Source organism: Paraburkholderia terricola (assembly GCF_003330825.1).
In the GTDB taxonomy this organism is placed as follows: domain Bacteria; phylum Pseudomonadota; class Gammaproteobacteria; order Burkholderiales; family Burkholderiaceae; genus Paraburkholderia; species Paraburkholderia terricola.
In genome coordinates this window covers 3,740,806-3,764,410 of record NZ_CP024941.1, presented here as the reverse complement: position 1 = coordinate 3,764,410, position 23,605 = coordinate 3,740,806, and the positions used below count along the sequence as shown (strand labels likewise).

Here is a 23,605-nt window from a genome sequence, read left to right as displayed (position 1 = left end):
TCTGAGTGCCCCTGGCAAGCCTTCGCCGGTTACTTGCTGATTTGCGCTCCGATGCCGAAGTAGGGCGTGCTCGGCGTATCGGCGTTGGCCGACGTCGACGCGATGCCGCCGTTCTCCGCGCCCTGGATTTCGATGGCGTAAAGGCCGCCGGACGCAATCGCGAAGCCGGTCTTGCCGTTGCTGTCCTGCACGCCGACGAGCCCCGGGCTCTGCAGTCCATAGCCGAGAGCGAAACCGCTTTCCGCCGCCGACGTGCTCGGGTTGATGAACGTGCCGACGTTCCCCTGGATCAGCGTCGCGGTGTACTTGAAGTTCGAATCCGCGCCGGCGTAGCCGCCGTCGAAGCCGCCCGATGCGAGCGGCGTGGCCGCGGCGAGCATCGCGATGCCGGATTCGTCGTCGACCTTCGCGTCGAGATGGAATGGGGCGGTGCCGAGGTTGATAAAGCCCGTGCGCACGACGAGCGGCACCGTCGCGCCGTTGATCTGCCCGAGGATCATGTGCGCCGTCGCCGACTTGCCGGTCGCGCCGATGATCGGCAGCTTGAACTGCGGCACGATTTGCGGCGCTTGCTGGCTGTCGAAATAGCCGTTGCCGTTCAGCGTCCACGGGTTGCCGGTGCTCAGGCAGCCGCCGGCATTCGGCGAGTAGTTCGGATTAGTCGTGTTGCTGCTCGTGCAGGTGCCGCTGGCGTCGAACGTTTCGACCGTGTTGGTCGCGACCGTCGCATAGCTGCCCGACGGCGCGAGGTGATACAGCAGGCCGTTATACGAGCCGGGCAGTTTCGTGATGTCGGTGGTGGTGCTGGCGAAGCCGAGGAACGGATAGAAGTCGAAATGGCGGCTGGGCACCGCGCCGATACCCGAGCCGACCAGCGGAATGTCCAGTCCGTCGAACTGCACCGTGGCTCCCGGAATGCCGCCGCCCGCCACGCCGAGTCCCACGAGGATCATCGGCGGATTGGGGTTGTGGGTGAAATCGGCCGTCGTATAAGGCTGGCCGTCGCCTGCGGCGGTGCCGGTGCCCGCGCCGAGTATGAACGCGCAGCGCGTCTGTTCGGCGGTGGGCAGCGTGCCGGTCGGCGGGTGGATCACCGCGCCGGTGATCTGCGTGCCGGCGCGCGTCGGCGTGACGGTGCCGGTGCGCAGCGGAATCGGTGACTCGAGCCACTTCAGCGTGTACGTCATCGCCGTTGCGTCGATGTTCAACTGGACCACTTCGCCGCTACCGGCGCCGCCGAGGAAGGTGTTCTTTGCGATGTCGGCGGTGGCCGGACACAAGCCCGCAGCCTGAGCGCCCGAGGCGGGCGGGCCTTGCACGCCGCAACTCGAACCCGAGCATTGGGGCGTGTCGATAGCGCCTGGATTGTCGGCCTTGCCGCCGCCGCAAGCGATCAGGATTGGGGCCGTGGCAATGGCCATCGCCAGGCCTCGAATAATGGCGTGCGACATGCTGTTGTCTCCCTTCGTGTAATTGTGCGAAGTAATTTCGCCGGGAGGTTAATGCCTGTCAATTGAATGAGCCGTCTAAAAAGGCCGATTCAAACAGCGCGGTTTTTTGCCGGACGCGCACCGTGCGGACGATGGCCATCCTTTTAAACAGAAAAGGAGATTTCGCGTTGGGCGCGATACCGTTGCTTCCCCGCATGTCCTTTGCAGGCAAGCCTTTGAGCAAAATGGCTCTATCATCTTCGAACGACCGTTCGGCCAAAAATCCGGAGTTTCCCTACGCGGAAAACTATGCTGCATGGGTCGAAATCAGAAACAATTACCGTCGCATTGATCGGCAGACTATTTATTTCATTTTGAAAGAAATCGGATTGCTGCTGATTAACTGCAGGGGAATGTCATTTAAAAGGAGGTGTTTTTAAAACAAAAAGCCGGTCTTTTAGAGACCGGCTTTCTTTACGAATCGACAGCGAATTGTCGCGCGTATAAGCAAACTTGTTTAGCGGTTCAAACCGGCTTCCTCGTCGGCGCCGATCGCCAGATTCATACACTGAATCGCCGCGCCCGACGCGCCCTTGCCCAGGTTGTCGAGGCGCGCGACGGTCACGAAACGCTCTTCATTGCCGAACACGAACAGGTCGACACGGTTGGTGTCGTTATTCGCCTGCACGTCGAAAAAGCCGCTGTCCAGGTTGGCTTCCGCATCGAACGGCGCGACGCGCACGAAAGCCTCGCCCGAGTAGTACTCGGTGAGCAGCGCTTGCACGTCTTGCGGCGTCGTCTTCTTGGAGAACTGGCTCGGCGAGAAGAAGGTGGTGACCGCGAGACCCTTGTAGAAGTCGCCGACGATCGGCGTGAAGACGGGCGCCGCCTTCAGGCCGGTATGCGCGGCCATTTCGGGCAGGTGCTTGTGCGTGAGACCGAGTGCGTAGGGGCGCGGACTCTTGAGCTTCTGGTTGCCGGCCGCTTCATAGTCGGCAATCATTTTCTTGCCGCCGCCGCTGTAGCCGGTGATCGAGTAAGCGTGCGCGGCAAACTCCGGCGCCACCACGCCTGCTTCGACGAGCGGGCGCATGGCCAGCACGAAGGCCGACGCGTGGCAGCCCGGCACGGCGATGCGTTTGGCGGTGCGCAGACGCTCGCGCTGCGAGCGCGCCAGTTCCGGCAAGCCGTAGGCCCAGTCGGCGGCCGTGCGAAAGGCGGTGCTGGCATCGATCAGCACCGTGCGCTCGTTTGCCACCAGTGAAGCCGATTCGCGCGAGGCGACGTCGGGCAGGCACAGGAACGTGACGTCCGAAGCATTGATGAGACGGCGACGCTCCTCGATGTCCTTGCGCTTCGCTTCCTCGATACGCAGGATCTCCACGTCGGCGCGTTGCGACAGGTATTCGAAAATCTTCAGGCCGGTCGTGCCTTCCTGTCCGTCGACAAAAACTTTCGTGCTCATCTCGATCTCACTGGCTTGCTGGAAACGGGGCGCGACGCCGCGCGGGAACGTTATTTTAAGACTTCATGGCCGCAGGCGTGCAGAACGGGTGAAAAAACGACGATGCGCGCCGAATATGACGTCGGCATGACCTGTTGTCGGGTAGATGCGGGCCGATGCCGTCCGGTTCGCGGCGAACCGGGTGCTTGCCTAGCGTGTCGCGCCGATCCAACGCGCCGTCACGCCGGCAATGCGCGCGCCGAACATGCGCGCCGTCTCCAGATCGCCTGCGGGCGGCGCTTCTTCCGGCGAAGCGTCCGCCGGGGACTGCGCGAGCAGGCCAGTGAAGCCGCCGACATAGTTCAGGTCGTTGCGGGTCGCCGCCTTGGTGTTCGACGGCATCATGCCGGTGCCCGCCCAAATCATGCTGTGCTGCATCGCCAGCGTGACGAAGTACTGGATCGTCGAGAACTTGTCGCCGTTCATGGTCGCCGAATTGGTGAAACCGGCCGCGATCTTGTCTTTCCACGTTTGGCCGAACCACGGCTTCGAACTTGCGTCGGCGAATTTCTTGAAGTCGGCGGACGGGCCGCCCATGTACGTCGGCGCACCGAAGATGATGGCGTCGGCCGCGGCGAGTTCGGCCCACGACGCGTCGTCGAGCTCGCCGACCGGCAGGAGTTTCGCGTCCGCTCCGGCTTCGAGCGCGCCCGCTAGTACGGCTTCCGCTACTTTCTTCGTATGGCCGTAGCCGCTGTGATACGCGATGACGATCTTCGACATGACAATCTCCGGCAAGTGAAAGAGGACGTGGATTCAGCGACCGCACGCGGATGCTGCGGCGCCGCACATCTGGAAGCATGCCGTTTCTAGTCCGGCTGCACACATTAGCTCGCGCGGATGACGGGAAGTTCGCGGCGGGGCAATCTGATCGCAACAGTCTGCCCGTCCTCGGCCCGCCCTGTGCCTCCCGGCGGCCGGGCATCGCTGCGGTCGCCCAGCGGCGCATCCGGTCGACGCACGACGCACTAGCCGAAGCTACCGCCCGTAATTGACGACCATCCGCGCGCTGCCAAGCGTCGCGGTGCCGATCTCGTGATCGAACATCAGCGCGGGACGGCCTTGCGCGAGGCGGAGGTCGGCCGTGTTCAGCGCATAAACGGTGATGACGTAGCGATGCGGTTTGCCGGGCGGCGGGCAAGGGCCGCCATAGCCGTCGATGTCGAAGTCGTTGCGGGCCTCCACCGCGCCGAGTTTCTTCAGGAAGCCGGAGGAACTGGCGTTCTCCGGCAAGCTCCCGACGGTGGCCGGAATGCCCGCCACCGCCCAATGCCACCAGCCGCGGCCCGGCGCATCCTGATCGAACATGGTGACCGCGAAACTGCGGGTGCCGGGCGGCGCGTCGCGCCACGTCAACTGCGGCGAGCGATTGCCGCCCTTGCAGTCGTCCTGATTGAAAACCTGTGCGGCGTCAACGGTACCGCCGGAGCGAAAGCTGGCGCTGGTCAGCGCGAATGCACCCTCGGCGAGCGCATGAGGGCCGTTCGCCGCCACTAACGCGAGACCCAGCATCGCGCAAGTGAACGACGGCATACGGCGAAATGGCGAAGCGAGCGAAACAACCAGGCAACGCGAGCGCATGTGCCGGTTCTCCTGTCAGGGCGCGAGGCGGTGGCCGCGCGATGGTTATTGTCCCTATTCCGTGCCCCAGGGTCGGATCAAGTCTAACATTAGCTCTGCGCATCATTGTTGTGCTTCGGCGCCTTTGCCCACCCGAAATCAGCTATAGTCCGAGGATTATCCGCGTGGAGCGGGGCCGTATAAGCGATCAGTCTAAGTACGAAGAAAAAAGACATGTCAGATGTTCTGGAGAGTGGTTTATTCGTAGAGGGGAGCGCAATGCAAGATCCAGTCAGGGTCGTGGTCGCCGACGACCATCCGGTAATTCTGTTCGGCGCCGAGCAAGCCTTGCTCAAATTCCCCGGATTGCAGGTCGTCGCACGGGCGCGACAATCAACGGAACTGATCAAGGTGCTGCAAACAGTTGCTTGCGACGTGTTGGTCACTGATCTGGCCATGCCTGGCGGCCAGTATGGCGATGGGCTGCCGCTGATCGGCTATCTGCGCCGCAATTTTCCCGATCTGCCAATTGTCGTGCTGACGATGTTGGAGAATGCCGCGTTGCTCAAGCGGTTGAGCGAAATTGGCGTGACCTCGGTCGTCAACAAGTCGGATGATCTGAGTCATATCGGCCTCGCGGTGCAGCACGTGAGCCGCCGCCTCGAATACATGAGTCCGTCCGTCAAGGCGTCGCTTGATGCGCTGCGCATGAACGCCGGTGGCAAGAACGAAGAGGTGATGCTGTCGAGGCGCGAACTCGAAGTCGTGCGCCTGTTCGTGTCGGGCATGACGATCAAGGAAATCTCGGAGCAACTCAATCGCAGCATCAAGACCATCAGCACGCAGAAAAATACGGCGATGCGCAAGCTCGGCATCGATCGCGATTCCGAGTTGTTCCAGTATGCGCAGAGCAACGGCCTGCTGAATCTCTCGTCTCACTCCGTGGAAGACAAGGGCGACCTGCATTAATTTCACGTGCTTTTCGTGAGCAAAAAGACAAGGCCGCCTGTCGATGAGACAGGCGGCCTTGTCATTCAGGCCGCATAAGCGGCCGCGTTCGTTGCCGGGGTGCTTACTGCGGCGCCGAGGTGGCGCCGCCGTGGGCTGCCGACCATTCGGCCGGCGCATGCAGGAATTTTTCCACTTCGTCGAGCGTGTTCGTGTCGAAGTACCTGTTTTCCTTCGCGACACGCAACACGTCCCACCACGTGGCGAGCGCGTGCAGATCGACGTCGATGTCTTTCAGCACGGACACGCTTTCCTTGAAGATGTTGTAGTGGAACAGCACGAAGCAGTGGTTCACCGTGGCGCCCGCGCCGCGCAGCGCATTGATGAAGTTGATCTTGCTGCGGCTGTCCGTGGTCAGGTCTTCGACCAGCAGCACGCGTTGGCCTTCGGTCAGCAGACCCTCGATCTGCGCGTTACGGCCGAAACCCTTCGGCTTCTTGCGCACGTATTGCATCGGCACCATCAGGCGGTCGGAAAGCCATGCGGCGAACGGGATGCCGGCGGTTTCGCCACCGGCGACGGCGTCGATCTGCTCATAGCCGACGTCGCGCAGGAGGGTGGTTTCGGCCATTTCCATCAGGCCGCGGCGCACGCGCGGATACGAAATCAGCTTGCGGCAGTCGATATAAACCGGGCTCGCCCAGCCGGACGTGAAAATGTACGGTTTCTCCGCGTTGAAGTGCACTGCCTGGACTTCCAGCAGCATCTTGGCGGTGGTGTCGGAGATCGTCTGGCGATCGAAGCCTGTCATGGGCGAATCCTTGGGTGTGAGCGGGGAGAAGCGGACGCGGGGCCCGGTGGCGCAGCGAGCGACGTATGCCGCGCCATGCTGGGCGGCGCCTTGATAGGCACGCCTTGATGGGCGGATACGCAACCGGTCAGTGGAGTGCAGGCCGGTTTTTGCTGCGCGCGTAGGCCGACATTTTACTCGAAATGAGCACTTTCGAGGAGGCGGTGGTGCGCGCCGGCGGCGAATGGCGGTCGTGGGGAGCGCGCCGGGCGGGTCGCCGGGGCGGTGGCGGGAGCGGCTGTCCGGCGGTTTCGCATAGGCTTTTTGGTCAGCTTGTGAGCAGGCTGGGGCGCCTTTACACTCACGCGAATTTCCTGCGCGCCGGTTTATCGTTGCCGGCCGTCCCACCTACGGAATAGCTTCAATGACCGCCGTTTCCCCCGCTGCCGCTGCCGGTGCATCCATCAGGAATGGCTACGCCGGCCGCGCGTTGATCGCCTCGGTGCTCGGCTATGCAATGGACGGCTTCGATCTGCTGATCCTCGGTTTCATGCTGCCGGCCATTGCCGCCGACCTGCATCTGAGTTCCGCGCAGGCCGGCTTGCTCGTCACGTGGACGCTGATCGGCGCGGTGGCGGGCGGTCTGATCTTCGGCGTATTGAGCGACTATTTCGGACGCGTGCGAATGTTGACGTGGACCATCCTGATCTTCGCCGTCTTCACGGGTTTGTGCGCGCTGGCGCAAGGTTACGCCGATCTATTGACCTATCGGACCATCGCCGGCATCGGGTTAGGCGGTGAGTTCGGCATCGGGATGACCTTGGTGGCCGAAGCGTGGCCGGCGTCGCAGCGGGCGCGCGTGTCGTCGTATGTCGGGCTCGGATGGCAGTTCGGCGTGCTCGGCGCCGCTTTGCTGACGCCGGTGCTGTTGCCAGTGATCGGCTGGCGCGGCATGTTCGCGCTTGGCTTGCTGCCCGCCGTGGTGTCTTTCTTTGTACGACGGCGGGTCGAGGAGCCGACGCTGTTTACCGAGCGCGCGGCGCGCGGCATGCGCAGGCTGCCGTTGAAATTGCTGGTGGCCGATGGAAGGACCGCGCGCGCGAGCATGGGCGTCGCGATTCTCTGCTCGGTGCAGAACTTCGGCTATTACGGGCTGGTGATCTGGCTTCCGAGTTATCTGTCGAAAACCTTCGGCTACTCGCTGACCAAATCCGGCGTGTGGACCGCGGTCACGGTGCTCGGCATGGCGTGCGGCATCTGGCTGTTCGGCATGGCCGCCGACCGCTTCGGCCGCAAGCCGGCCTTTCTGTTTTATCAGGCGGGCGCGGTGGTGATGGTATTTGTCTACGCCCATCTGACGACGCCCATGACGCTCCTGATCGGTGGCGCGGCGATGGGCGTGTTCGTCAATGGGATGATCGGCGGTTATGGCGCGTTGATCTCCGAGCTTTATCCGACCGAGGCGCGCGCCACCGCGCAGAACGTGTTGTTCAACATTGGACGGGCGATGGGCGGTTTTGGGCCGGTCGCGGTGGATGCGCTGGCCGCGCGCTATTCGTTCGGCGCCGCGCTCGCCGTGCTCGCGTCGATCTATTTGCTCGACATCTTCGCGACGCTTTTTCTGATTCCCGAACGGCGCGGCGCCGAGCTTCAGTAAGTTTGGACGACCGCCAATGACGCCCAAATGCCGATGCATGACAACGCGCCGAATGCCCGCTGGATGCGGCGTTGCAGCATTGTCCGCCGCTGTTTCGCCAATGGCGCGCCGCGTTAACCACCCAGTGCATCGACGCATCCGGGGTGTACACTAACCGACCCGCGCAGCACTTCCGCACCGTCTTGTCCTCCGCCGAGGTTCGACGCCGCGCCCAACCGGCGCATGCGAAAACCGCCTCAGTCGATCATTCATTCGATAGATGCAAGCGACGCCAACGGTGCGGTGTGCCGGGCCCAATTTCTTACGTCTCGCAGGCCAAAAAATGGACGAACAACTGAAGCAAAGCGCTCTCGCCTATCACCAGAACCCGAAACCCGGCAAGATTTCGGTCACGCCCACCAAGCCGCTGTCGAACCAGCTCGACCTGTCGCTTGCGTACTCGCCGGGCGTCGCCGCGGCCTGCATGGCGATCTACGAAGAACCGCTCGACGCGCAGAAGTACACCTCGCGTGGCAACCTCGTCGGCGTGATCACGAACGGCACGGCGGTGCTCGGTCTCGGCAACATCGGTCCGCTCGCCGCCAAGCCGGTGATGGAGGGCAAGGGCTGTCTGTTCAAGAAGTTCGCCGGCATCGACGTGTTCGATATCGAGCTCAACGAGTCCGATCCGGACAAACTGGTCGAAGCGATCGCGATGCTCGAGCCAACCCTCGGCGGCATCAACCTCGAGGACATCAAGGCGCCGGAATGCTTCTATATCGAGAAGAAGCTGCGCGAGCGCATGAAGATTCCGGTCTTCCACGACGACCAGCACGGCACCGCGATCATCGCTTCAGCGGCGATCTTGAACGGCCTCAAAGTGGTCGGCAAGAAACTCGACGAAGTGAAGCTGGTGTGTTCGGGCGCGGGCGCGGCGGCGATTGCGTGCCTGGACCTGCTGGTGAATCTCGGTTTGTCGAAGCAGAACATTCTGGTCGCGGACTCGAAGGGCGTGATCTACGAAGGCCGCGGCAATCTCGATCCGTCGAAGGAGCGCTACGCGGCGAACAGCGACGCGCGCACGCTGGCTGACGCGATCCGCGGCGCCGACGTGTTCCTCGGCTGTTCGAGCGCCGGCGTGCTGAAGCCGGAAATGGTCGCCGAAATGGGCACGCAGCCGCTGATTCTCGCGCTCGCCAACCCGGAGCCGGAAATCCGCCCCGAGGAAGCCAAGAAAGTGCGCCCGGACTGCATCATCGCGACGGGCCGTTCGGACTATCCGAACCAGGTCAACAACGTGCTGTGCTTCCCGTTCATCTTCCGTGGCGCGCTGGATGTCGGCGCGACCACGATCACGGAAGAGATGAAGCTCGCGTGCGTGCGCGCCATCGCCGAACTGGCGGAAGAAACCGATCAGGGCGATGAAGTCGCGAAGGCTTACGAAGGTCACTCGCTCGAATTCGGCCCGGAATATCTGATTCCGAAGCCGTTCGATCCGCGCCTCATCATCAAGATCGCGCCGGCCGTCGCGCAAGCAGCGATGGATTCGGGCGTCGCGACCCGTCCGATCAAGAACATGGACGCGTACCGTGAAGAACTCGGCACGACCGTGTATCGCACCGGCATGGTGATGCGCCCGGTGTTCGCCGCAGCGAAGTCGGAGCCGGCGCGCATCGTGTTCGCCGAAGGTGAGGACGAGCGCGTGCTGCGCGCCGCGCAATTCGTGCTGCTGGAAAAGATCGCCAAGCCGATTCTGGTCGGCCGTCCGTCGGTAATCGAGATGCGTCTGAAGAAGGTGGGCTCGAAGCTCAAGTGCGGTGAAGACTTCGAGGTCGTCGATCCCGAGGACGATCCGCGTTATCAGCAATGCTGGCAGGCGTACCACGAACTCGGCGCGCGCGAAGGCGTCACGCCGGACGTCGCCAAGGCCGCGATGCGCAAGTTCAATACGCTGATCGGCGCGATCCTCGTGCGCCTCGGCGAAGCGGACGGCATGATCTGCGGGATGATCGGTCAGTACCACACGCATCTGAACTTTATCGAGCAGGTGTTGGGCAAGGCCGAAAACGTGCAGAATTTCGCCGCCATGAATCTGCTGATGCTGCCGGGCCGCAATCTGTTCATCTGCGATACGTACGTGAACGAAACGCCCACCGCCGAACAACTCGCCGACATGACGATGCTGGCTTCGCGCGAAATCGAGAAGTTCGGTATCACGCCGAAGGTGGCGTTGCTGTCCAATTCGAACTTCGGCAGCGCGCCTTCGTCGTCGTCGCAGCGTATGGCCGCGGCGCGCAAGCTGATTGCGGAGCGCGCGCCGTCGCTTGAAATCGACGGTGAAATGCACGGCGATGCGGCGTTGTCGGAGGCGGTCCGCAAGGCCGCGTTCCCCGGCACGACACTGACGGGCGAAGCGAATCTGCTGATCATGCCGAATGTGGAAGCGGCGAACATCACGTACAACCTGCTGAAGATGGTCGGCGGCGAAGGCGTGACGGTGGGACCGTTCCTGCTCGGCGCCGAAAAGCCGGTGCACATCCTCACGCCGGCTGCGACCGTGCGCCGGATCATCAACATGACGGCGGTGGCTTCGGCTAACGCACGCAAGAAGGTCAACGCGCAGTAATGCAGGTAGTTTGATGGTGAAGCGGCGCCGCATCGCGGCGTTCGCGACAAGCTGACGAAAACGCCGCGGGAGTCGATTCCGTGGCGTTTTTTATTTGCAGGTTCGGTCTGTGCGACTTGTCGTCCTAATGCATCTCAATGCGATGAGCGTCTTTTAAGAGTGCTCTTATTCGATTTTCTGTGACACTTTTGTAAAGTTGTTCCCGAAGCGCAGCACACCGCGATGACAACGGAATAGTCGGCAGTTCAATCCGTGGATCGTCTGGCGCGGCGCTTCGTCTTGGTAGTTGGTTGGTAGTTGGTAGTTGGTAGTTGGTAGTTGGTAGTTGGTAGTTGGTAGTTGGTAGTTGGTAGTTGGTAGTTGTATTTGATGATGTTGCAGTAGAAGTTCGTAGTTGCAGTAGAAGTTAGCAGTTCCTGTTGTTTGTTTTTGATTGGTTGTTGTGTTGTTGTGTTGTTGCAAGAGGCAGTACCGCTTGTTCTCGTACACACGCATCATGTGTCGAAACAAGCAAAAAAAAGGCGGCTGTCCGAGAGGACAGCCGCCTTTTCCGTTTCCGGGGCCCATGATGTGGGCCGACGCGGCCAGCCGGATTACGCCGCGTGTTGCGTCTTTCCGGTCTCGATGGAGCGCCAGCGCGTCAGCAATTCGTTCCACTTGACGCGCACGCCCTTCAGGTTGTTTTCCTTCACGTGACCGTAGCCGCGAATGCCGTCCGGCAGATTCGCGAGTTCCATGGCCAGCTCACGTTTCTGCGCGGTCAGGCCGCCAATCAGTTCACGCACGAGCGCTTCATATTCGCCGATCAGCGCACGTTCGGTACGGCGCTCTTCCGTTTTGCCGAACGGGTCGAACGCAGTGCCGCGCAGGAACTTGAGCTTGGCCAGCACGTGCATCGCGCTGAACACCCACGGTCCGTACTTCTTCTTGATCAGATGACCTTGAGCGTCTTTCTTCGAGAACGCCGGCGGCGCGAGATGGATATGCAGTTTCCAGTCGCCTTCGAAACTCGCCTTCAGTTTGTCGATGAACGCGGGGTCGCTGTAGAGGCGCGCAACCTCGTACTCATCTTTGTACGCCATCAGCTTGTGCAGATTCTTCGCCACGGCTTCGGTCAACGGCAACTGATCGTCGGCCGAATCGAGTGCCGACTCGGCTGCGCGCACTTGAGCGACCAACGCGCGATAACGCTCGGCGTACGCCGCGTTCTGCCACGCGGCAAGATAGTCGGCGCGCTTGTCGATCAGCCTGTCGAGCGCCTTCGGCGTGTGTAGCGAGATGATCTTGCCGCTTGCCGTTTCAGCAGCGGCGCCGCGTCCTTGCGACTGCGCGAGCTTGCGCACCGCGGCCAGATCGTGCGCTGCACGACGGCCCCACTCGAAGGCGGCCCGGTTCTTTTCGACCTGGACGTCGTTCAACTCGATCGCGCGCATCAGCGACTGATACGTGAGCGGCACCCAGCCGCGCTGCCATGCGTAGCCGAGCACGAACGGATTCGTATAGATCGCGTCGCCGAGCAGCGCGACGGCGAAGTGGTTCGCATCGACCGTATCGACGCACTCGTCGCCCGCTTCGGCGCGCACGTCGGCTTCGGTGCTGCTGCCGGGAAAGCGCCAGTTCGGGTTCTTGATCAGTTCCGCTGTCGGCGTGTGCGCGCTGTTCAGCACAACGCGCGTATGGCCTGCCTGCATCCGCGAGACGCATTCGTCGCTTGCCGTGACGATCGCGTCGCAGCCGATCACGAGACTCGCCTCGCCCATTGCAATGCGCGTTGCGTGGATATCGTCCGGTTTCTGCGCGATCTGTACGTGGCTCATCACGGCGCCGCCCTTCTGGGCGAGGCCGGTGACGTCGAGCACGGTGACGCCCTTGTTCTCCAGATGCGCGGCCATGCCGAGCAACGCGCCGATCGTGACGACGCCCGTGCCGCCGACGCCCGTCACCAGCACGCCGTAAGGGCGGCCGATCGACGGCAATGCGGGTTCCGGCACCGGCGGCATGGCATCGGCGACGATGCCCGACGCGGCTTTCGGCTTACGCAACTGCCCACCTTCGATCGACACGAAACTCGGACAGAATCCGTTCACGCACGAAAAGTCCTTGTTGCACGTCGACTGGTTGATCTGACGTTTGGTGCCGTATTCGGTATCGACCGGTTCGACCGACAGGCAATTCGACTTCACCGAGCAATCTCCGCAGCCTTCGCACACGGCCTCGTTGATCACGACGCGGCGTGCCGGATCCGGATACGTGCCGCGTTTGCGGCGGCGGCGCTTCTCGGTCGCGCAGGTCTGGTCGTAGATCAGGATCGTGGTGCCGGGAACCTCGCGTAGCTGGCGCTGCACTTCGTCGAGCTTGTCGCGATGGTGGATGTCGATACCCGGCGCGAGGCCCACATTCGTGTGGTACTTCTCCGGCTCGTCGGTGACGATGACGATCTTCGTCGCGCCTTCGGCGGCGAGTTGATGCGTGATCTGCGGCACGGTCAACACGCCGTCGACCGGCTGGCCGCCCGTCATCGCGACCGCGTCGTTATAGAGAATCTTGTAGGTGATGTTCGCCTTCGACGCGATCGCCGCGCGAATCGCGAGCAGGCCCGAGTGGAAGTAAGTGCCGTCGCCCAGATTGGCGAACACATGCTTGTCGTGGGTGAACGGCGCCTGGCCGATCCACGCGACGCCTTCGCCGCCCATCTGGCTGAACGTGCTGGTGCTGCGGTCCATCCACACAGTCATGTAGTGGCAGCCGATGCCGGCCATCGCACGCGAGCCTTCCGGGACATTGGTCGACGTGTTGTGCGGGCAGCCGGAGCAGAACCACGGCTTGCGTTCGCCTTCAACGCGCGGCCGCGCGAGCGCCTTTTCCTTCGCCTCGATGACCGCGATGCGCGCGGCGATGCGAGCGCGTACGTCGGACGGCAGATCGAATTTGTCGAGCCGCGTGGCGATCGCCTTGGCGATGATCGCCGGCGAGAGCTCGTAATGCGCCGGCAGCAGCCAGTTGCCCATCGGCACCGACCATTCGCCGCCCGCGCCGTCTTTCTCGTCGAACTTGCCGAACACGCGCGGACGCTGCGCGTCCGGCCAGTTGTACAGTTCTTCCTTGATCGCGTATTCGAGAATCTGGCGCTTTTCCTCGACCACCAGGATTTCATGGAGGCCGCGTGCGAAGGCTTGCGCGCCTTGTGCCTCGAGCGGCCAGACGCAACCCACCTTGTACAAGCGAATGCCGATGCGCGAACAGGTATCGTCGTCGAGACCGAGGTCGGTCAGCGCCTGACGCACGTCGAGATAAGCCTTGCCGCCGGTCATGATGCCGAAGCGCGCATCGGGCGAATCGATTTCGACGCGATCCAGTTTGTTCGCGCGCACGTAGGCGAGCGCCGCGTACCACTTGTAGTCGAGCAGACGCGCTTCCTGCACGAGCGGCGGATCCGGCCAACGGATGTTCAAGCCGCCTTCAGGCATCGCGAAGTCGTCCGGCAGGATGATCTTCGTGCGGTGCGGATCGATATCGACCGAAGCCGACGATTCCACGACGTCGGTCACGCACTTCATCGCGACCCACAGGCCCGAATAGCGGCTCATTGCCCAGCCGTGCAGGCCGAAGTCGAGATATTCCTGCACGTTCGAGGGGAACAGCACCGGCAGGCCGCACGCCTTGAAGATATGTTCGGACTGGTGCGCGAGCGTGGAGGATTTGGCCGCGTGATCGTCGCCGGCGAGCACCAGAACGCCGCCATGCCGCGAGGAGCCCGCCGAATTGCCGTGCTTGAAGACGTCGCCGGAACGGTCAACGCCCGGACCCTTGCCGTACCACATCGAGAACACGCCATCGTATTTGGCGCTCGGGTACAGATTGACCTGTTGCGAACCCCACACGGCGGTGGCCGCGAGGTCTTCGTTGACGCCGGGCTGGAACACGACCTGATGCGCGGCGAGATGCTGTTTCGCCTTCCACAGAGACAGGTCGAGGGCGCCGAGCGGCGATCCACGGTAACCGGAAATGAAGCCGGCGGTATTGAGTCCGGCGGTCCGGTCGCGTTCCTGTTGCAGCATGGGCAGACGCACCAGCGCCTGGATGCCGCTCATGTACGCGCGGCCGCGTTCGAGGGTGTATTTGTCGTCGAGCGTGACGGACGAGAGCGCAGCTTCTAGCGAGGCTCGCTGACCTGCGTCTAGCGGGGCATTCATTATGTGTACTCCTCCACCCAGTTTGGGATCGCCAAAACTTTTTGGGCCGCGGCATCTTGTGAATGCTTGGGGCCGGGGTCGCCATATTGACGTGTTTTAAGTGATGGTAGCACTGGTGAAAACCCGCCGCAGCATGTCGGCAATCGCGGATGCAGCGGGGTCGATAACGATCGATGGCAGCCTGGCTGACGCTGTTGCGGGGCCTCGGCGCCGGTGCTGTAACAAGCTGTAAATGCGACAAATTCTCGGAACCGACGATGAAATCCCTGTCTAATCCCGCACCTGTGAGCAATGTCGGCGAAACGCTCCGCATTCGGTGGAGGTTCACGACAACAGGGCAGTCAGACAAGGAGTACGCATGAACACCAGAAACATCCAGACATTCCTGATGGTTTCGGCCGCATTCTTCGCCATGAGCGCCCCGATGCGCTCGAATACCGGCAGCGCAGGGACGCTATCAGCCGCGGTGGCTCGTGTGGCGCAAGTCGCGCCCGCGCGCATTGCGGTAGACCGCGTCACGCGATCCGCCAAAGCCGGCGAGTAGGACAGAATTCGTGATGCGCCGCCGATGCGGCGTGTCGATTGAAAACCGGCCGCCGCACCGGTGCGGGCAACGGCGCAAATGACACACATGACAAAGGGCGGGGATCGCAAGATCCTCGCCCTTTCTTATTGACTCGCGAACCTCAAATTCCGCGCGGGACGTTTGCGGTCATGCTTTGTCCTGCACCACCCCACGACGGATCTGGTCGAGTTCGATCGATTCGAACAGCGCCTTGAAATTGCCCTCGCCGAAGCCCTGATTGCCCTTGCGTTGAATGATCTCGAAGAAGATCGGCCCGATCTGGTTTTCGGTGAAGATCTGCAGCAGCAGATCGTCCGGCGCGCCGTCGATCAGAATCTTGCGCTTGCGCAGTTCGTCAAGCGGCTCGCCATGATTCGGCACGCGCCGATCGACCAGTTCGTAGTAGGTGTCGATGGTATCGAGCAGCGAGATGTTCGCCGCGCGCAAACCGTCCACCGTGCGGTAGATATCGTTGCTGCCGAGCGCGATATGCTGGATGCCTTCGCCGTGATACGCGTCGAGATATTCCTGAATCTGGCCGGCCGTCTCCGAGCCTTCTTCATTGATCGGAATCCGGATCTTGCCGCAGGGCGAAGTCATCGCTTTCGATTTCACGCCCGTCACCTTGCCTTCGATGTCGAAGTAACGCACTTCGCGGAAGTTGAACAGACGCTCGTAGAACTCCGCCCACTCCTGCATGCGGCCGCGATGCACGTTGTGCGTCAGGTGGTCGATATAGGTCAGGCCGTGCCCGGCGGGATTGGGATTCGCACCGGGAATCGGCTCGAAGTCGACGTCGTAAATATCGATGTTGCCGATGCTGTTCGGCTCGGCGTCGTTCTTGCCGCGCCAACGGTCGACGAAATAGATCAGCGAGTCGCCGATGCCCTTGATCGCCGGGATGTTCAGTTCCATCGGGCCGGTCTTGTTGTCGAAGCCCCAGGCGCCTTTATCCAACGCCTGTTTGTAGGCCTTCGCCGCATCTTGCACGCGGAAGGCGATCGCGCAGATCGACGGGCCATGCAGGCGTGCGAACCGCTGCGCGAACGAATCCGGCTCGCCGTTGACGATGAAGTTGATTCCGCCCTGACGATACAGGGTGACGTCTTTATGACGATGTCGCGCTACCGCGGTGAAGCCCATTTGTTCGAACAGCTTGCCGAGCGCTTTCGGATCCGGCGCGGTGTATTCGATGAATTCGAAACCGTCGGTGCCGAGCGGGTTGTCCCAAGTTGAAACTTGCATTGTCTGTCTCCTGATTTGCGCCGGTGCGGGGTGTGCGATTGAGCGCGACCGAGTGAGCCAAGTGTAAAGGTCCGGTCGCAACGAAAACTTGCGAACTTAATCGCGCGTGAATAAGCTTGCGCTATCTTCTTGCGCAGCTTCGCTTTTTGAGGGCAGAAAATGACCAAAATAGAGATGGACGCGATCGACCGGCGCATTCTCGCCATCCTTCAGGAGAATGGCCGGCTGTCGAATCAGGAGATCGCGGAGCGCGTCAATCTTTCGCCGAGCCCGTGCCTGCGGCGTATCCGTCGACTGGAAGAGAGCGGCGTGATTCGCGGCTACGTGGCGCTGCTCGACCCTCGGCTATTAGGTCTCGATTTGCTCGCTTACGTGAACGTGCGGCTGGAAAAGCGCAGTGGGCCGGCGCTCAGTCCCCGAGGCGGTGACGTAACGCACGCGGATTTGTTTCGCGCGGCGGTTCAGACCTGGCCGGAGGTGGTCGCGTGTTACGCGATGACCGGGGATATGGACTATCTGCTTCGCGTCCAGGTAGCGGATATGGCGCACTTTTCGCGTTTCGTGCAGGAGCAGCTCCTGCACCATCCGTCGGTGATCGACGTCAAGACGAGTTTCTCGCTCGAAACGTTCAAGGAAACGACGGCGTTGCCGATTGTGTAAGCCGTGCCGCGCGAGGCGACTGTCAGCGGTGAAACAAAAAAGGGCAGCCTGGAGGCCGCCCTTTTCTTGCGTCACCGAAGCGCGTGGCTGTCAGGCCGCCTCTGCCGTCGGCAAAAACGATTCGAACAACTGCGTCGTGCGACGTGCCTGGCGTTTGAGCGCGTAGTCGAACACCGCAGCTTGCTCCTGCAACATCTCGGCGATGATGCTGGATTGGTCGGCCGGCGGCAGCGTGAGATAGGCGTCGGCTTCGCCGTATGCGTACTCGATCTTCATGCCGGCTTTCTTCGCGATGTGCATCATGGTCGAATTGCGCGACAGGCAATGCATGTAGAGCATGCTGACGTGCGTATTGCGGCTGCGAATGGCGGCGCGCTCGAAAAGCTTGGAGCCGATGCCCTGCCCACGAGCGCTTTCCAGCACTGATACGCCGAATTCGGCGGTGCGTTTGTCGCCTTCCACCGGCAGATAAGCCAGGTGACCGACGCCGGTCAGTTGCAACTGACTGTTGAATACGCCGAAAACCGTGTCGCGCTTGAAATCGATGGCGCGAACGTAATTTTCGATGACATGGTCCGGCACGATCTGGCCGAAGCGCAGCAGGCGGTCATCTTCGTCGAGCGCGAGGAAGTGGGTAAGCAGCCGTTCGCGGTCGGCAGCGGTGAGTTCACGGACCAGAGCGGGTGCACGACCGGCTGGCTGCGACAGCCGATCGTGCGCGATGATCGGCTCGGCTGCGCGGGGTGTAATCGGATTCATGGTCGGGTTCTCCTTTTAATCGAGCGGCGTGGTGCGCCGCAAAAACGATTTTAGCGGAAATGCTAACCGCATACTAGGGAAAACCCGTATCCAATTCCGAGTAAAGCACCTAAAAACGTCGCGCCGATCTATTAATCTATTGATTTTAAACAATAAATAAACTGAACGGGCGTTCGTGCCTCGGTGTCGCGGCAAGGCAACTGAAGGTCGGCGTGTATCTCCTGACTATTGTTGCTCTGCGCAATCAATCCGGCGCTGAGCCCAGCCCATGATCGACCATGCCGACCACCTGCTCGGCGAACTCCCGATAGCCCATGCGGCCATCCGGCTTCAGCCAGGTGAACGTCCAGTTGATCATGCCGAACACCATCATCGTGAGGGCGGTTTGATTTTCGCGCCTGGCGCGCTCCGGATAAGCGCGCGCCAGTTGCCGCGAAAAGGCCGCGACCACGTCACGCTGGCGGTTCAGGATGATCTCGCGCTGCGTATCCTCCAGATACTTCACGTCGTTCAGCAATGCGACGTGCCGACTGTGCGACGTCTCGTACTCGGATAGAAATGCGCGAATCAGCTCGGCGAAGGTTTCCCGCTCCGTGAGTCCGCGGCGTTGGCTTGCGCCCTCCACCTCGGCGATGATCAGCATCAGCCGCTTGGTGTAACGGTCCAGCAGGTCGAACAGGATGGCTTCCTTGCTCGCGTAGTAGTGGTACAGGCGCGCTTTCGAGGTGCCGCTGGCGGCGGCGAGATCGGCCATCGAGGTGCTCGGATAGCTGGTCTGGGCGAATTTCGCCGCGGCTAACTCGAGAATTTGCTCGCGCTGGGTTTCGTGGTCGGGGGCTCGGGTGCGGGCCATGGTCGTCTGTTCTTCTATTAGTGTGGACAGTGGGAGAGCGCTGCGCACAACTCCAGCGTGCGCCACGCGCGCGCGTCGCCGCGCAGCTTGATGCGCCGGGTCGCGGCCAGTTCGTGCAAGCGCCATAGCGCGATGCTGTCGCTGACCAGCAAGCCGAGGTCGGCGGTCATCAACTCAGCGGCAACGCGCGCGGCGGGTTGCCAGTCCTCGGTGACGTGGTCGAGGATTCGCGCGTCCAGGTCGGCGAAGTTGCCGCTTGTAAATGAGTTGTCGCGCCAGCGCCGCGTCTCGCCGTTCGCGTGTTTGACTTCCTGCCATTCGAGCGCGAGCCGGCTGATACGCAGCACCGAAATCGGCGCGGCGTCGGACAGGTGCGCTTGCAGCACGGTCGGCGCGAACATGCCGACGGAGGTCGCGCGGTCTTTGCGACTGTGCGCCCAGGCGCCGGGGTCGGTAAGGTCGCGAATCGACAGACGCACTTCGTTCAGGCGCTGCGGGCTGTTGCGCAGGTGATAGCAGACCCGGCGGAGCATCAATTGATCCGATGCGCTTTCACCATGCCAGGCCACCAGATTTGTATCGCCGCTAGCGATCTTTTCCAGTGTCGCCGCCTGCTCGCGGAACTCGCGCAGGAAATCCCGCTTCGTATCGGCGCTGACCCGATCCCAGAAGCTGGCTCGCACCTCGGGCGCCTCGTCGATGCCGCGCAAGGGGCCGACTGCCAGGTCATCGCGCAGCGCTTGCACGCGATCGTCGCGGCCCGCCTCCTTAAGCGCGGCGCGCAGTGATTCCGCGGCAACATCGCCGTTGGTGAGATGGATCGTGCTCATCGGCAGTGGCTTCGCTCGGGGATAACAAAAAGGGGCCGCTCGCCGAACGGAACGGACGTCCGATCGCGAGCGGCCCCTAGTGTAAGCGGATCGCGGACCTGCTGAAAGCGCTGCGGACGTCGCACGGACCGGCCGCGGCGCGCGGTTCAACGTTCGTCGTAGCTCACCACGACCCGATCGCTGACCGGATGGCATTGGCACGTCAGCACGAAACCGTCGCGGATTTCATGCTCCTCCAGCGTGTAGTTCTTTTCCATCTTCACTTCGCCTTCCAGCACCTTCGCGCGACAGGTGCAGCAGACGCCGCCTTTGCACGCATACGGCAGCGCAAGGCCGGCTCGCAGGCCGACGTCGAGCACGCTCACGCCCTCGTACGGCAGGCGCAGCTTGCGCCTTTTTCCGTCGAGGACGATTTCGAGGTCGGCGGCCGGCATGTCCTCGGTGATGTCGACCGGCGGCACGCCCGCTTGCGGCAGCGGCGAACCGAAGCGCTCCACATGCACCTTTTCCGGCGGCACGCCCGCGGCTTTCAAGGCGGCCTCGGCGGCATCCATCATCGGGGCGGGGCCGCAAATGAACGCTTCGTCGATGGCATCGGCGGGTAGCAGGTTCTCGATGAAGGCCGCGCACTTTTGTTGATCGAGCACGCCGTTGAAGAGTTCGACGTCCTGCAAGTCGTCGGACAGCACGTGGTAGAGCACGAAGCGGTTCATGAAGCGGTTCTTCAGATCCTCCAGTTCTTCCGCGAACATGATCTGGTCGACGCTGCGGTTGCCGTACACCAGCGTGAAGGTGCTGCGCGGTTCCACTTCGAGCGTGGTCTTGATGATCGCGAGCACGGGTGTGATGCCCGAGCCGCCTGAAAAGGCGATGTACTGCTGACCCTGGTCGGCGTTCAGATGGGTGAAGAAGCGGCCGTCGGGCGTCATCACGTCGATCGTGTGACCGGGCTGCAGCGTATCGAAGGCGAAGTTCGAGAAGCGCCCGCCGCGCACGCGCTTGATGCCGATGCGCAGTTCGCCGTCGCGATCGTAGTCCGTCACGCCGACGCAGATCGAATACGAGCGGCGCGTTTCCTCACCGTCGATGTGCGTCTTCAACGTGACGAACTGGCCTTGCGTGAAGCGGTACTGATCGCGCAGTTCGGCGGGGACTTCGAAGGCGACGGAGACCGCGTCGGCGGTTTCGGGCCGCACTTCGCGGATACGCAGCGGATGAAATTGCGGGGTGGCCATATCAGTACGGTTTGAAGTAGTCGAATGGTTCGCGGCAGTCGAGGCAGCGATACAAGGCCTTGCAGGCCGTCGAGCCGAATTGCGCGAGACGCTCGGTGTGAGATGAGCCGCAACGTGGGCACGGCGGCGCGGGCAGCGCTCGCGGCACGAAGCGCAGCACGTTTTCCCGCGGCGGCGCGGCCGAACCGCAATTGCCCGTGGGCGGCGCGATGCCGTAAGCGCGGAATTTTTCGCGCGCGTCGGCGGTCATCCAGTCGGTGGTCCAGGCGGGCGCGAGCACGGTGGCGATCCGGTACGGCTTGAGGTTCGCCACGTCAAGCGCATGGGCGACGTCCTCCGCGATCTGCGACATGGCCGGGCAGCCGGAATAGGTTGGCGTGATCACGACTTCGAGCGCGCCGTCGGCGGCGCGGCGCACATCGCGCAGAATGCCGAGTTCGCGGATCGACACGACCGGAATCTCCGGATCGGGCACCGTTTCGAGCACGTCCCACGCGCGTGCGAGCGCGGCATCGGGCGCGTGTGTGGCAGTCGAGGTCGTCATCGTCGGATTACCAGGTGGCGCCGGGATGCTGGCGTGCGAGGCTCTGCATTTCGGCCAGCACGAAACCCATGTGCTCCGAATGCTCGCCGTGCTTGCCGGTCGTGATGTGCTTGACCGCTTCGGGCAGTTTCAGCGTGGCTTCGTCGAGCGTGGCGCGGACGTCCTCGAGCCACGCAGGTTCGAGGTCAGAAGTCAGCGGCCCGATGCCGGCGGTGGCGATCGTCTCTTCCACGGCGTCCGTGCTGAAAAACTCGCGCGTGTACGGCAGCAGGTAGTCGAGCGCCGCTTGCGCGCGGCGGTGCGATTCGTCGGTGCCGTCGCCGAAACGGATCAGCCATTCGCTTGCATGATGCAGGTGATAGCTGGTTTCCTTGATCGACTTCGACGCGATCGCAGCCAGTTGCGCGTCGGCGGAGCGGGTGAGCGCCGTCCACAAGTGCGCCATTAGCGCGGAGTAGAGGAAATTGCGCACGATCGTGACCGCGTAGTCCTTGTCGGTTTGCGCGGTGCCGGTCAGGGGGCCGTAGTGCGGCAACTCGGCCAGCGTGTAATTGGCGAACTCGCGTTCGGCGCGGAAGTAGGCGTAGTCGTCTTCGGTGCGGGTTTTGCCGGTGAGCTGCTGTTCGAGCGAGGCGGCATGCGTATACAGCAGCCGCGCCTGGCCGATCAGATCGAGGCTCATGTTCGAGAGCGCGATGTCCTCTTCGAGGACCGGGCCGTGGCCGCACCATTCGGTATTGCGCTGACCGAGGATCAGCGCGGTATCCGCGAGGCGCAGCACGTATTGCAGATGTTCAGGCGTAGTGTGCATGGCCGCGCTTACATGTGATTGACTTCGTCGGGGAGCGTGTAGAACGTCGGATGGCGGTAAATCTTGTCGCCAGCCGGTTCGAACAGTTCCGTCTTGTCTTGCGGCGCGGAGGCCGTGATCGCCGATGACGGCACCACCCAGATGCTCACGCCTTCCTGGCGGCGCGTGTAGACGTCGCGCGCCATGCGCAGCGCCATTGGGGCGTCGGCGGCGTGCAGACTGCCGCAGTGTTTATGGTCGAGTCCCTGCTTGCTGCGCACGAAGACTTCCCAAATCGGCCATTCCTTGTTCATGCTGATCTCCTGATTCCTTGCATGGCTCTTGCCGCGTTTGTCAGGCGGCGTGCTGTTGCGCGCGCTGGCGCTGCTTTTCCGCGTGGGCGAGGGCGGCTTCACGCACCCAGGCGCCGTCGTCGTGGGCTTTGACGCGGGTGGCGAGACGCTCGCGATTGCACGGCCCGTCACCGTTTACGACGCGCCAGAACTCTTCCCAGTCGATGTCGCCGTAGTCGTAGTGGCCGCGCGCCTCGTTCCATTTCAGGTCCGGGTCCGGCAGCGTGACGCCGAGCACCTTGGCCTGGTCGACGGTGGCATCGACGAATTTCTGGCGCAGATCGTCGTTCGAGATGCGCTTGATGCCCCATTTCGACGACTGATTGCTGTGGATCGAATCCTTGTCGCTCGGGCCGAACATCATCAGCACCGGCCACCACCAGCGGTTCACGGCCTGCTGGACCAGTTCGCGTTGCGCTTCGGTGCCGGACATCATCGACATCAGCGCGTCGAAACCCTGGCGCTGGTGGAACGACTCTTCCTTGCAGATGCGGATCATCGCCCGCGCATACGGGCCGTACGTGCAGCGGCACAACGGAATCTGGTTCATGATCGCCGCGCCATCGACCAGCCAGCCGATCACGCCGACGTCGGCCCATGTGGGCGTCGGGTAATTGAAGATGCTGGAATATTTGGCTTTGCCGGAATGCAGCGCCGCGATCAGCTCATCGCGCGACACGCCGAGCGTTTCGGCCGCGCTATATAGATAGAGACCGTGGCCGGCTTCGTCCTGCACCTTGGCGAGCAGGATCGCCTTGCGCTTGAGGCTGGGCGCGCGCGTGATCCAGTTGCCCTCCGGCAGCATGCCGACGACCTCCGAATGCGCGTGCTGCGAGATTTGCCGGACCAGCGTTTTGCGGTAAGCGTCCGGCATCCAGTCCTGCGGCTCGATTTTGCCGTCGTCGGTCATGACTGCGTCGAATCGCGCCTGTTCAGGCGAATTCGCGCCCGAGTCGAGCGGAGCGACATTGCCGGGAATATCCAGGGATTGCGTGTACATGGGGACGCTCTCTGCGGAAGTTTCTGTGTTTGCACAGTATAAGCCAACCGACCGGTCGGTTAATAACTTTTTTGCGACGGATCC

Annotated in this window: 21 protein-coding genes; 5 read left to right on the top strand and 16 right to left on the bottom strand. The window is 62.4% G+C overall.

The features are described from left to right. Positions 1 to 29: 29 nt before the first annotated feature. The 5 genes from CUJ90_RS16985 to CUJ90_RS16970 all read right to left on the bottom strand — a co-directional run bounded on the left by CUJ90_RS16985 (position 30) and on the right by CUJ90_RS16970 (position 4,515). Positions 30 to 1,451: a DUF2957 domain-containing protein gene (locus CUJ90_RS16985; RefSeq protein ID WP_114163247.1), complete on the bottom strand. Its 1,422-nt coding sequence runs from the start codon at positions 1,449 to 1,451 to the stop codon at positions 30 to 32. A 58-nt stretch (positions 1,452 to 1,509) separates the two neighbouring features. Next, the gene (locus CUJ90_RS32390; RefSeq protein WP_152035354.1) at positions 1,510 to 1,710 is read right to left on the bottom strand and encodes a hypothetical protein; all 201 of its coding nucleotides are present in this window, start codon (positions 1,708 to 1,710) and stop codon (positions 1,510 to 1,512) included. Positions 1,711 to 1,947: 237 nt separating this feature from the next. Further along, the gene (argC, locus tag CUJ90_RS16980) at positions 1,948 to 2,895 is read right to left on the bottom strand and encodes an N-acetyl-gamma-glutamyl-phosphate reductase (protein ID WP_114163246.1); all 948 of its coding nucleotides are present in this window, start codon (positions 2,893 to 2,895) and stop codon (positions 1,948 to 1,950) included. A gap of 189 nt (positions 2,896 to 3,084) precedes the next feature. Next, positions 3,085 to 3,657 carry a flavodoxin family protein gene (locus CUJ90_RS16975; protein ID WP_114163245.1) on the bottom strand — a complete coding sequence of 191 codons (573 nt, stop codon included), beginning with the start codon at positions 3,655 to 3,657 and terminating at the stop codon, positions 3,085 to 3,087. Positions 3,658 to 3,912: 255 nt separating this feature from the next. After that, positions 3,913 to 4,515, bottom strand: coding sequence for a YbhB/YbcL family Raf kinase inhibitor-like protein (locus CUJ90_RS16970; protein ID WP_073432185.1), 603 nt, complete (start codon positions 4,513 to 4,515; stop codon positions 3,913 to 3,915). Between the two features lie 258 nt (positions 4,516 to 4,773). Here CUJ90_RS16970 and CUJ90_RS16965 point away from each other — a divergent pair, with 258 nt between their 5' ends. After that, on the top strand, positions 4,774 to 5,463 hold the full coding sequence (locus CUJ90_RS16965) for a response regulator (protein ID WP_073432186.1): 690 nt from the start codon (positions 4,774 to 4,776) through the stop codon (positions 5,461 to 5,463). Between the two features lie 103 nt (positions 5,464 to 5,566). Here the strand turns inward: CUJ90_RS16965 and CUJ90_RS16960 are convergent, their stop codons facing one another. Then, a complete protein-coding gene (locus CUJ90_RS16960) occupies positions 5,567 to 6,253 on the bottom strand; it encodes an orotate phosphoribosyltransferase (RefSeq protein ID WP_073432187.1) in 687 nt (228 codons plus the stop codon). Positions 6,254 to 6,656: 403 nt separating this feature from the next. Here CUJ90_RS16960 and CUJ90_RS16955 point away from each other — a divergent pair, with 403 nt between their 5' ends. Beyond that, positions 6,657 to 7,889, top strand: coding sequence for an MFS transporter (locus tag CUJ90_RS16955; RefSeq protein WP_114163244.1), 1,233 nt, complete (start codon positions 6,657 to 6,659; stop codon positions 7,887 to 7,889). Positions 7,890 to 8,211: 322 nt separating this feature from the next. Further along, complete coding sequence (locus tag CUJ90_RS16950) at positions 8,212 to 10,494, top strand: NADP-dependent malic enzyme (RefSeq protein ID WP_114163243.1); 2,283 nt, start codon at positions 8,212 to 8,214, stop codon at positions 10,492 to 10,494. A 593-nt stretch (positions 10,495 to 11,087) separates the two neighbouring features. Here the strand turns inward: CUJ90_RS16950 and CUJ90_RS16940 are convergent. Next, positions 11,088 to 14,687, bottom strand: coding sequence for an indolepyruvate ferredoxin oxidoreductase family protein (locus tag CUJ90_RS16940; RefSeq protein WP_114163241.1), 3,600 nt, complete (start codon positions 14,685 to 14,687; stop codon positions 11,088 to 11,090). A 358-nt stretch (positions 14,688 to 15,045) separates the two neighbouring features. On the opposite strand from CUJ90_RS16940, the gene CUJ90_RS16935 reads away from it, so the two are divergent. After that, positions 15,046 to 15,231, top strand: coding sequence for a hypothetical protein (locus tag CUJ90_RS16935; protein ID WP_073432191.1), 186 nt, complete (start codon positions 15,046 to 15,048; stop codon positions 15,229 to 15,231). Between the two features lie 168 nt (positions 15,232 to 15,399). Here CUJ90_RS16935 and hppD read toward each other — a convergent pair whose 3' ends face one another. Continuing rightward, positions 15,400 to 16,497, bottom strand: coding sequence for a 4-hydroxyphenylpyruvate dioxygenase (gene hppD / locus CUJ90_RS16930; protein ID WP_114163240.1), 1,098 nt, complete (start codon positions 16,495 to 16,497; stop codon positions 15,400 to 15,402). Between the two features lie 159 nt (positions 16,498 to 16,656). Between hppD and CUJ90_RS16925 the strand changes: the two genes are divergently transcribed. Next, positions 16,657 to 17,157, top strand: coding sequence for an Lrp/AsnC family transcriptional regulator (locus CUJ90_RS16925; protein WP_114163239.1), 501 nt, complete (start codon positions 16,657 to 16,659; stop codon positions 17,155 to 17,157). 90 nt (positions 17,158 to 17,247) lie between these two features. Here CUJ90_RS16925 and CUJ90_RS16920 read toward each other — a convergent pair whose 3' ends face one another. The 8 genes from CUJ90_RS16920 to paaA all read right to left on the bottom strand — a co-directional run bounded on the left by CUJ90_RS16920 (position 17,248) and on the right by paaA (position 23,521). Then, entirely contained in the window at positions 17,248 to 17,916 is a 669-nt protein-coding gene (locus CUJ90_RS16920) for a GNAT family N-acetyltransferase (RefSeq protein ID WP_073432194.1), read from the bottom strand. Positions 17,917 to 18,160: 244 nt separating this feature from the next. After that, on the bottom strand, positions 18,161 to 18,769 hold the full coding sequence (locus CUJ90_RS16915; RefSeq protein ID WP_114163238.1) for a TetR/AcrR family transcriptional regulator: 609 nt from the start codon (positions 18,767 to 18,769) through the stop codon (positions 18,161 to 18,163). A gap of 17 nt (positions 18,770 to 18,786) precedes the next feature. Continuing rightward, positions 18,787 to 19,599 (bottom strand): DUF1835 domain-containing protein, encoded by an 813-nt coding sequence (locus CUJ90_RS16910; protein ID WP_114163237.1) that lies wholly within the window; start codon positions 19,597 to 19,599, stop codon positions 18,787 to 18,789. 146 nt (positions 19,600 to 19,745) lie between these two features. Continuing rightward, positions 19,746 to 20,834: a 1,2-phenylacetyl-CoA epoxidase subunit PaaE gene (gene paaE / locus CUJ90_RS16905; RefSeq protein ID WP_073432197.1), complete on the bottom strand. Its 1,089-nt coding sequence runs from the start codon at positions 20,832 to 20,834 to the stop codon at positions 19,746 to 19,748. Position 20,835: 1 nt separating this feature from the next. Then, entirely contained in the window at positions 20,836 to 21,378 is a 543-nt protein-coding gene (paaD, locus tag CUJ90_RS16900; protein ID WP_114163236.1) for a 1,2-phenylacetyl-CoA epoxidase subunit PaaD, read from the bottom strand. Between the two features lie 7 nt (positions 21,379 to 21,385). After that, the gene (gene paaC, locus CUJ90_RS16895; RefSeq protein WP_114163235.1) at positions 21,386 to 22,189 is read right to left on the bottom strand and encodes a 1,2-phenylacetyl-CoA epoxidase subunit PaaC; all 804 of its coding nucleotides are present in this window, start codon (positions 22,187 to 22,189) and stop codon (positions 21,386 to 21,388) included. An 8-nt stretch (positions 22,190 to 22,197) separates the two neighbouring features. After that, positions 22,198 to 22,482, bottom strand: a complete 285-nt coding sequence (gene paaB / locus CUJ90_RS16890; RefSeq protein WP_114163234.1) for a 1,2-phenylacetyl-CoA epoxidase subunit PaaB — start codon at positions 22,480 to 22,482, stop codon at positions 22,198 to 22,200. A gap of 40 nt (positions 22,483 to 22,522) precedes the next feature. Beyond that, on the bottom strand, positions 22,523 to 23,521 hold the full coding sequence (gene paaA / locus CUJ90_RS16885) for a 1,2-phenylacetyl-CoA epoxidase subunit PaaA (RefSeq protein WP_073432201.1): 999 nt from the start codon (positions 23,519 to 23,521) through the stop codon (positions 22,523 to 22,525). Between the last annotated feature and the right edge of the window lie 84 nt (positions 23,522 to 23,605).

Excerpts from the sequence above, each read along its gene's own strand:
- argC (WP_114163246.1), bottom strand. The coding sequence starts at position 2,895 with ATGAGCACGAAAGTTTTTGTCGACGGACAGGAAGGCACGACCGGCCTG.
- CUJ90_RS16960 (WP_073432187.1), bottom strand. The coding sequence starts at position 6,253 with ATGACAGGCTTCGATCGCCAGACGATCTCCGACACCACCGCCAAGATG.
- CUJ90_RS16955 (WP_114163244.1), top strand. The coding sequence starts at position 6,657 with ATGACCGCCGTTTCCCCCGCTGCCGCTGCCGGTGCATCCATCAGGAAT.
- hppD (WP_114163240.1), bottom strand. The coding sequence starts at position 16,497 with ATGCAAGTTTCAACTTGGGACAACCCGCTCGGCACCGACGGTTTCGAA.
- paaD (WP_114163236.1), bottom strand. The coding sequence starts at position 21,378 with ATGACGACCTCGACTGCCACACACGCGCCCGATGCCGCGCTCGCACGC.
- paaE (WP_073432197.1), bottom strand. The coding sequence starts at position 20,834 with ATGGCCACCCCGCAATTTCATCCGCTGCGTATCCGCGAAGTGCGGCCC.
- CUJ90_RS16985 (WP_114163247.1), bottom strand. The coding sequence starts at position 1,451 with ATGTCGCACGCCATTATTCGAGGCCTGGCGATGGCCATTGCCACGGCC.
- CUJ90_RS16910 (WP_114163237.1), bottom strand. The coding sequence starts at position 19,599 with ATGAGCACGATCCATCTCACCAACGGCGATGTTGCCGCGGAATCACTG.
- CUJ90_RS16925 (WP_114163239.1), top strand. The coding sequence starts at position 16,657 with ATGACCAAAATAGAGATGGACGCGATCGACCGGCGCATTCTCGCCATC.
- CUJ90_RS16970 (WP_073432185.1), bottom strand. The coding sequence starts at position 4,515 with ATGCGCTCGCGTTGCCTGGTTGTTTCGCTCGCTTCGCCATTTCGCCGT.
- paaC (WP_114163235.1), bottom strand. The coding sequence starts at position 22,189 with ATGCACACTACGCCTGAACATCTGCAATACGTGCTGCGCCTCGCGGAT.
- CUJ90_RS16950 (WP_114163243.1), top strand. The coding sequence starts at position 8,212 with ATGGACGAACAACTGAAGCAAAGCGCTCTCGCCTATCACCAGAACCCG.
- CUJ90_RS16935 (WP_073432191.1), top strand. The coding sequence starts at position 15,046 with ATGAACACCAGAAACATCCAGACATTCCTGATGGTTTCGGCCGCATTC.
- CUJ90_RS16975 (WP_114163245.1), bottom strand. The coding sequence starts at position 3,657 with ATGTCGAAGATCGTCATCGCGTATCACAGCGGCTACGGCCATACGAAG.
- CUJ90_RS16940 (WP_114163241.1), bottom strand. The coding sequence starts at position 14,687 with ATGAATGCCCCGCTAGACGCAGGTCAGCGAGCCTCGCTAGAAGCTGCG.
- paaB (WP_114163234.1), bottom strand. The coding sequence starts at position 22,482 with ATGAACAAGGAATGGCCGATTTGGGAAGTCTTCGTGCGCAGCAAGCAG.
- CUJ90_RS16965 (WP_073432186.1), top strand. The coding sequence starts at position 4,774 with ATGCAAGATCCAGTCAGGGTCGTGGTCGCCGACGACCATCCGGTAATT.
- CUJ90_RS16920 (WP_073432194.1), bottom strand. The coding sequence starts at position 17,916 with ATGAATCCGATTACACCCCGCGCAGCCGAGCCGATCATCGCGCACGAT.
- paaA (WP_073432201.1), bottom strand. The coding sequence starts at position 23,521 with ATGTACACGCAATCCCTGGATATTCCCGGCAATGTCGCTCCGCTCGAC.
- CUJ90_RS16915 (WP_114163238.1), bottom strand. The coding sequence starts at position 18,769 with ATGGCCCGCACCCGAGCCCCCGACCACGAAACCCAGCGCGAGCAAATT.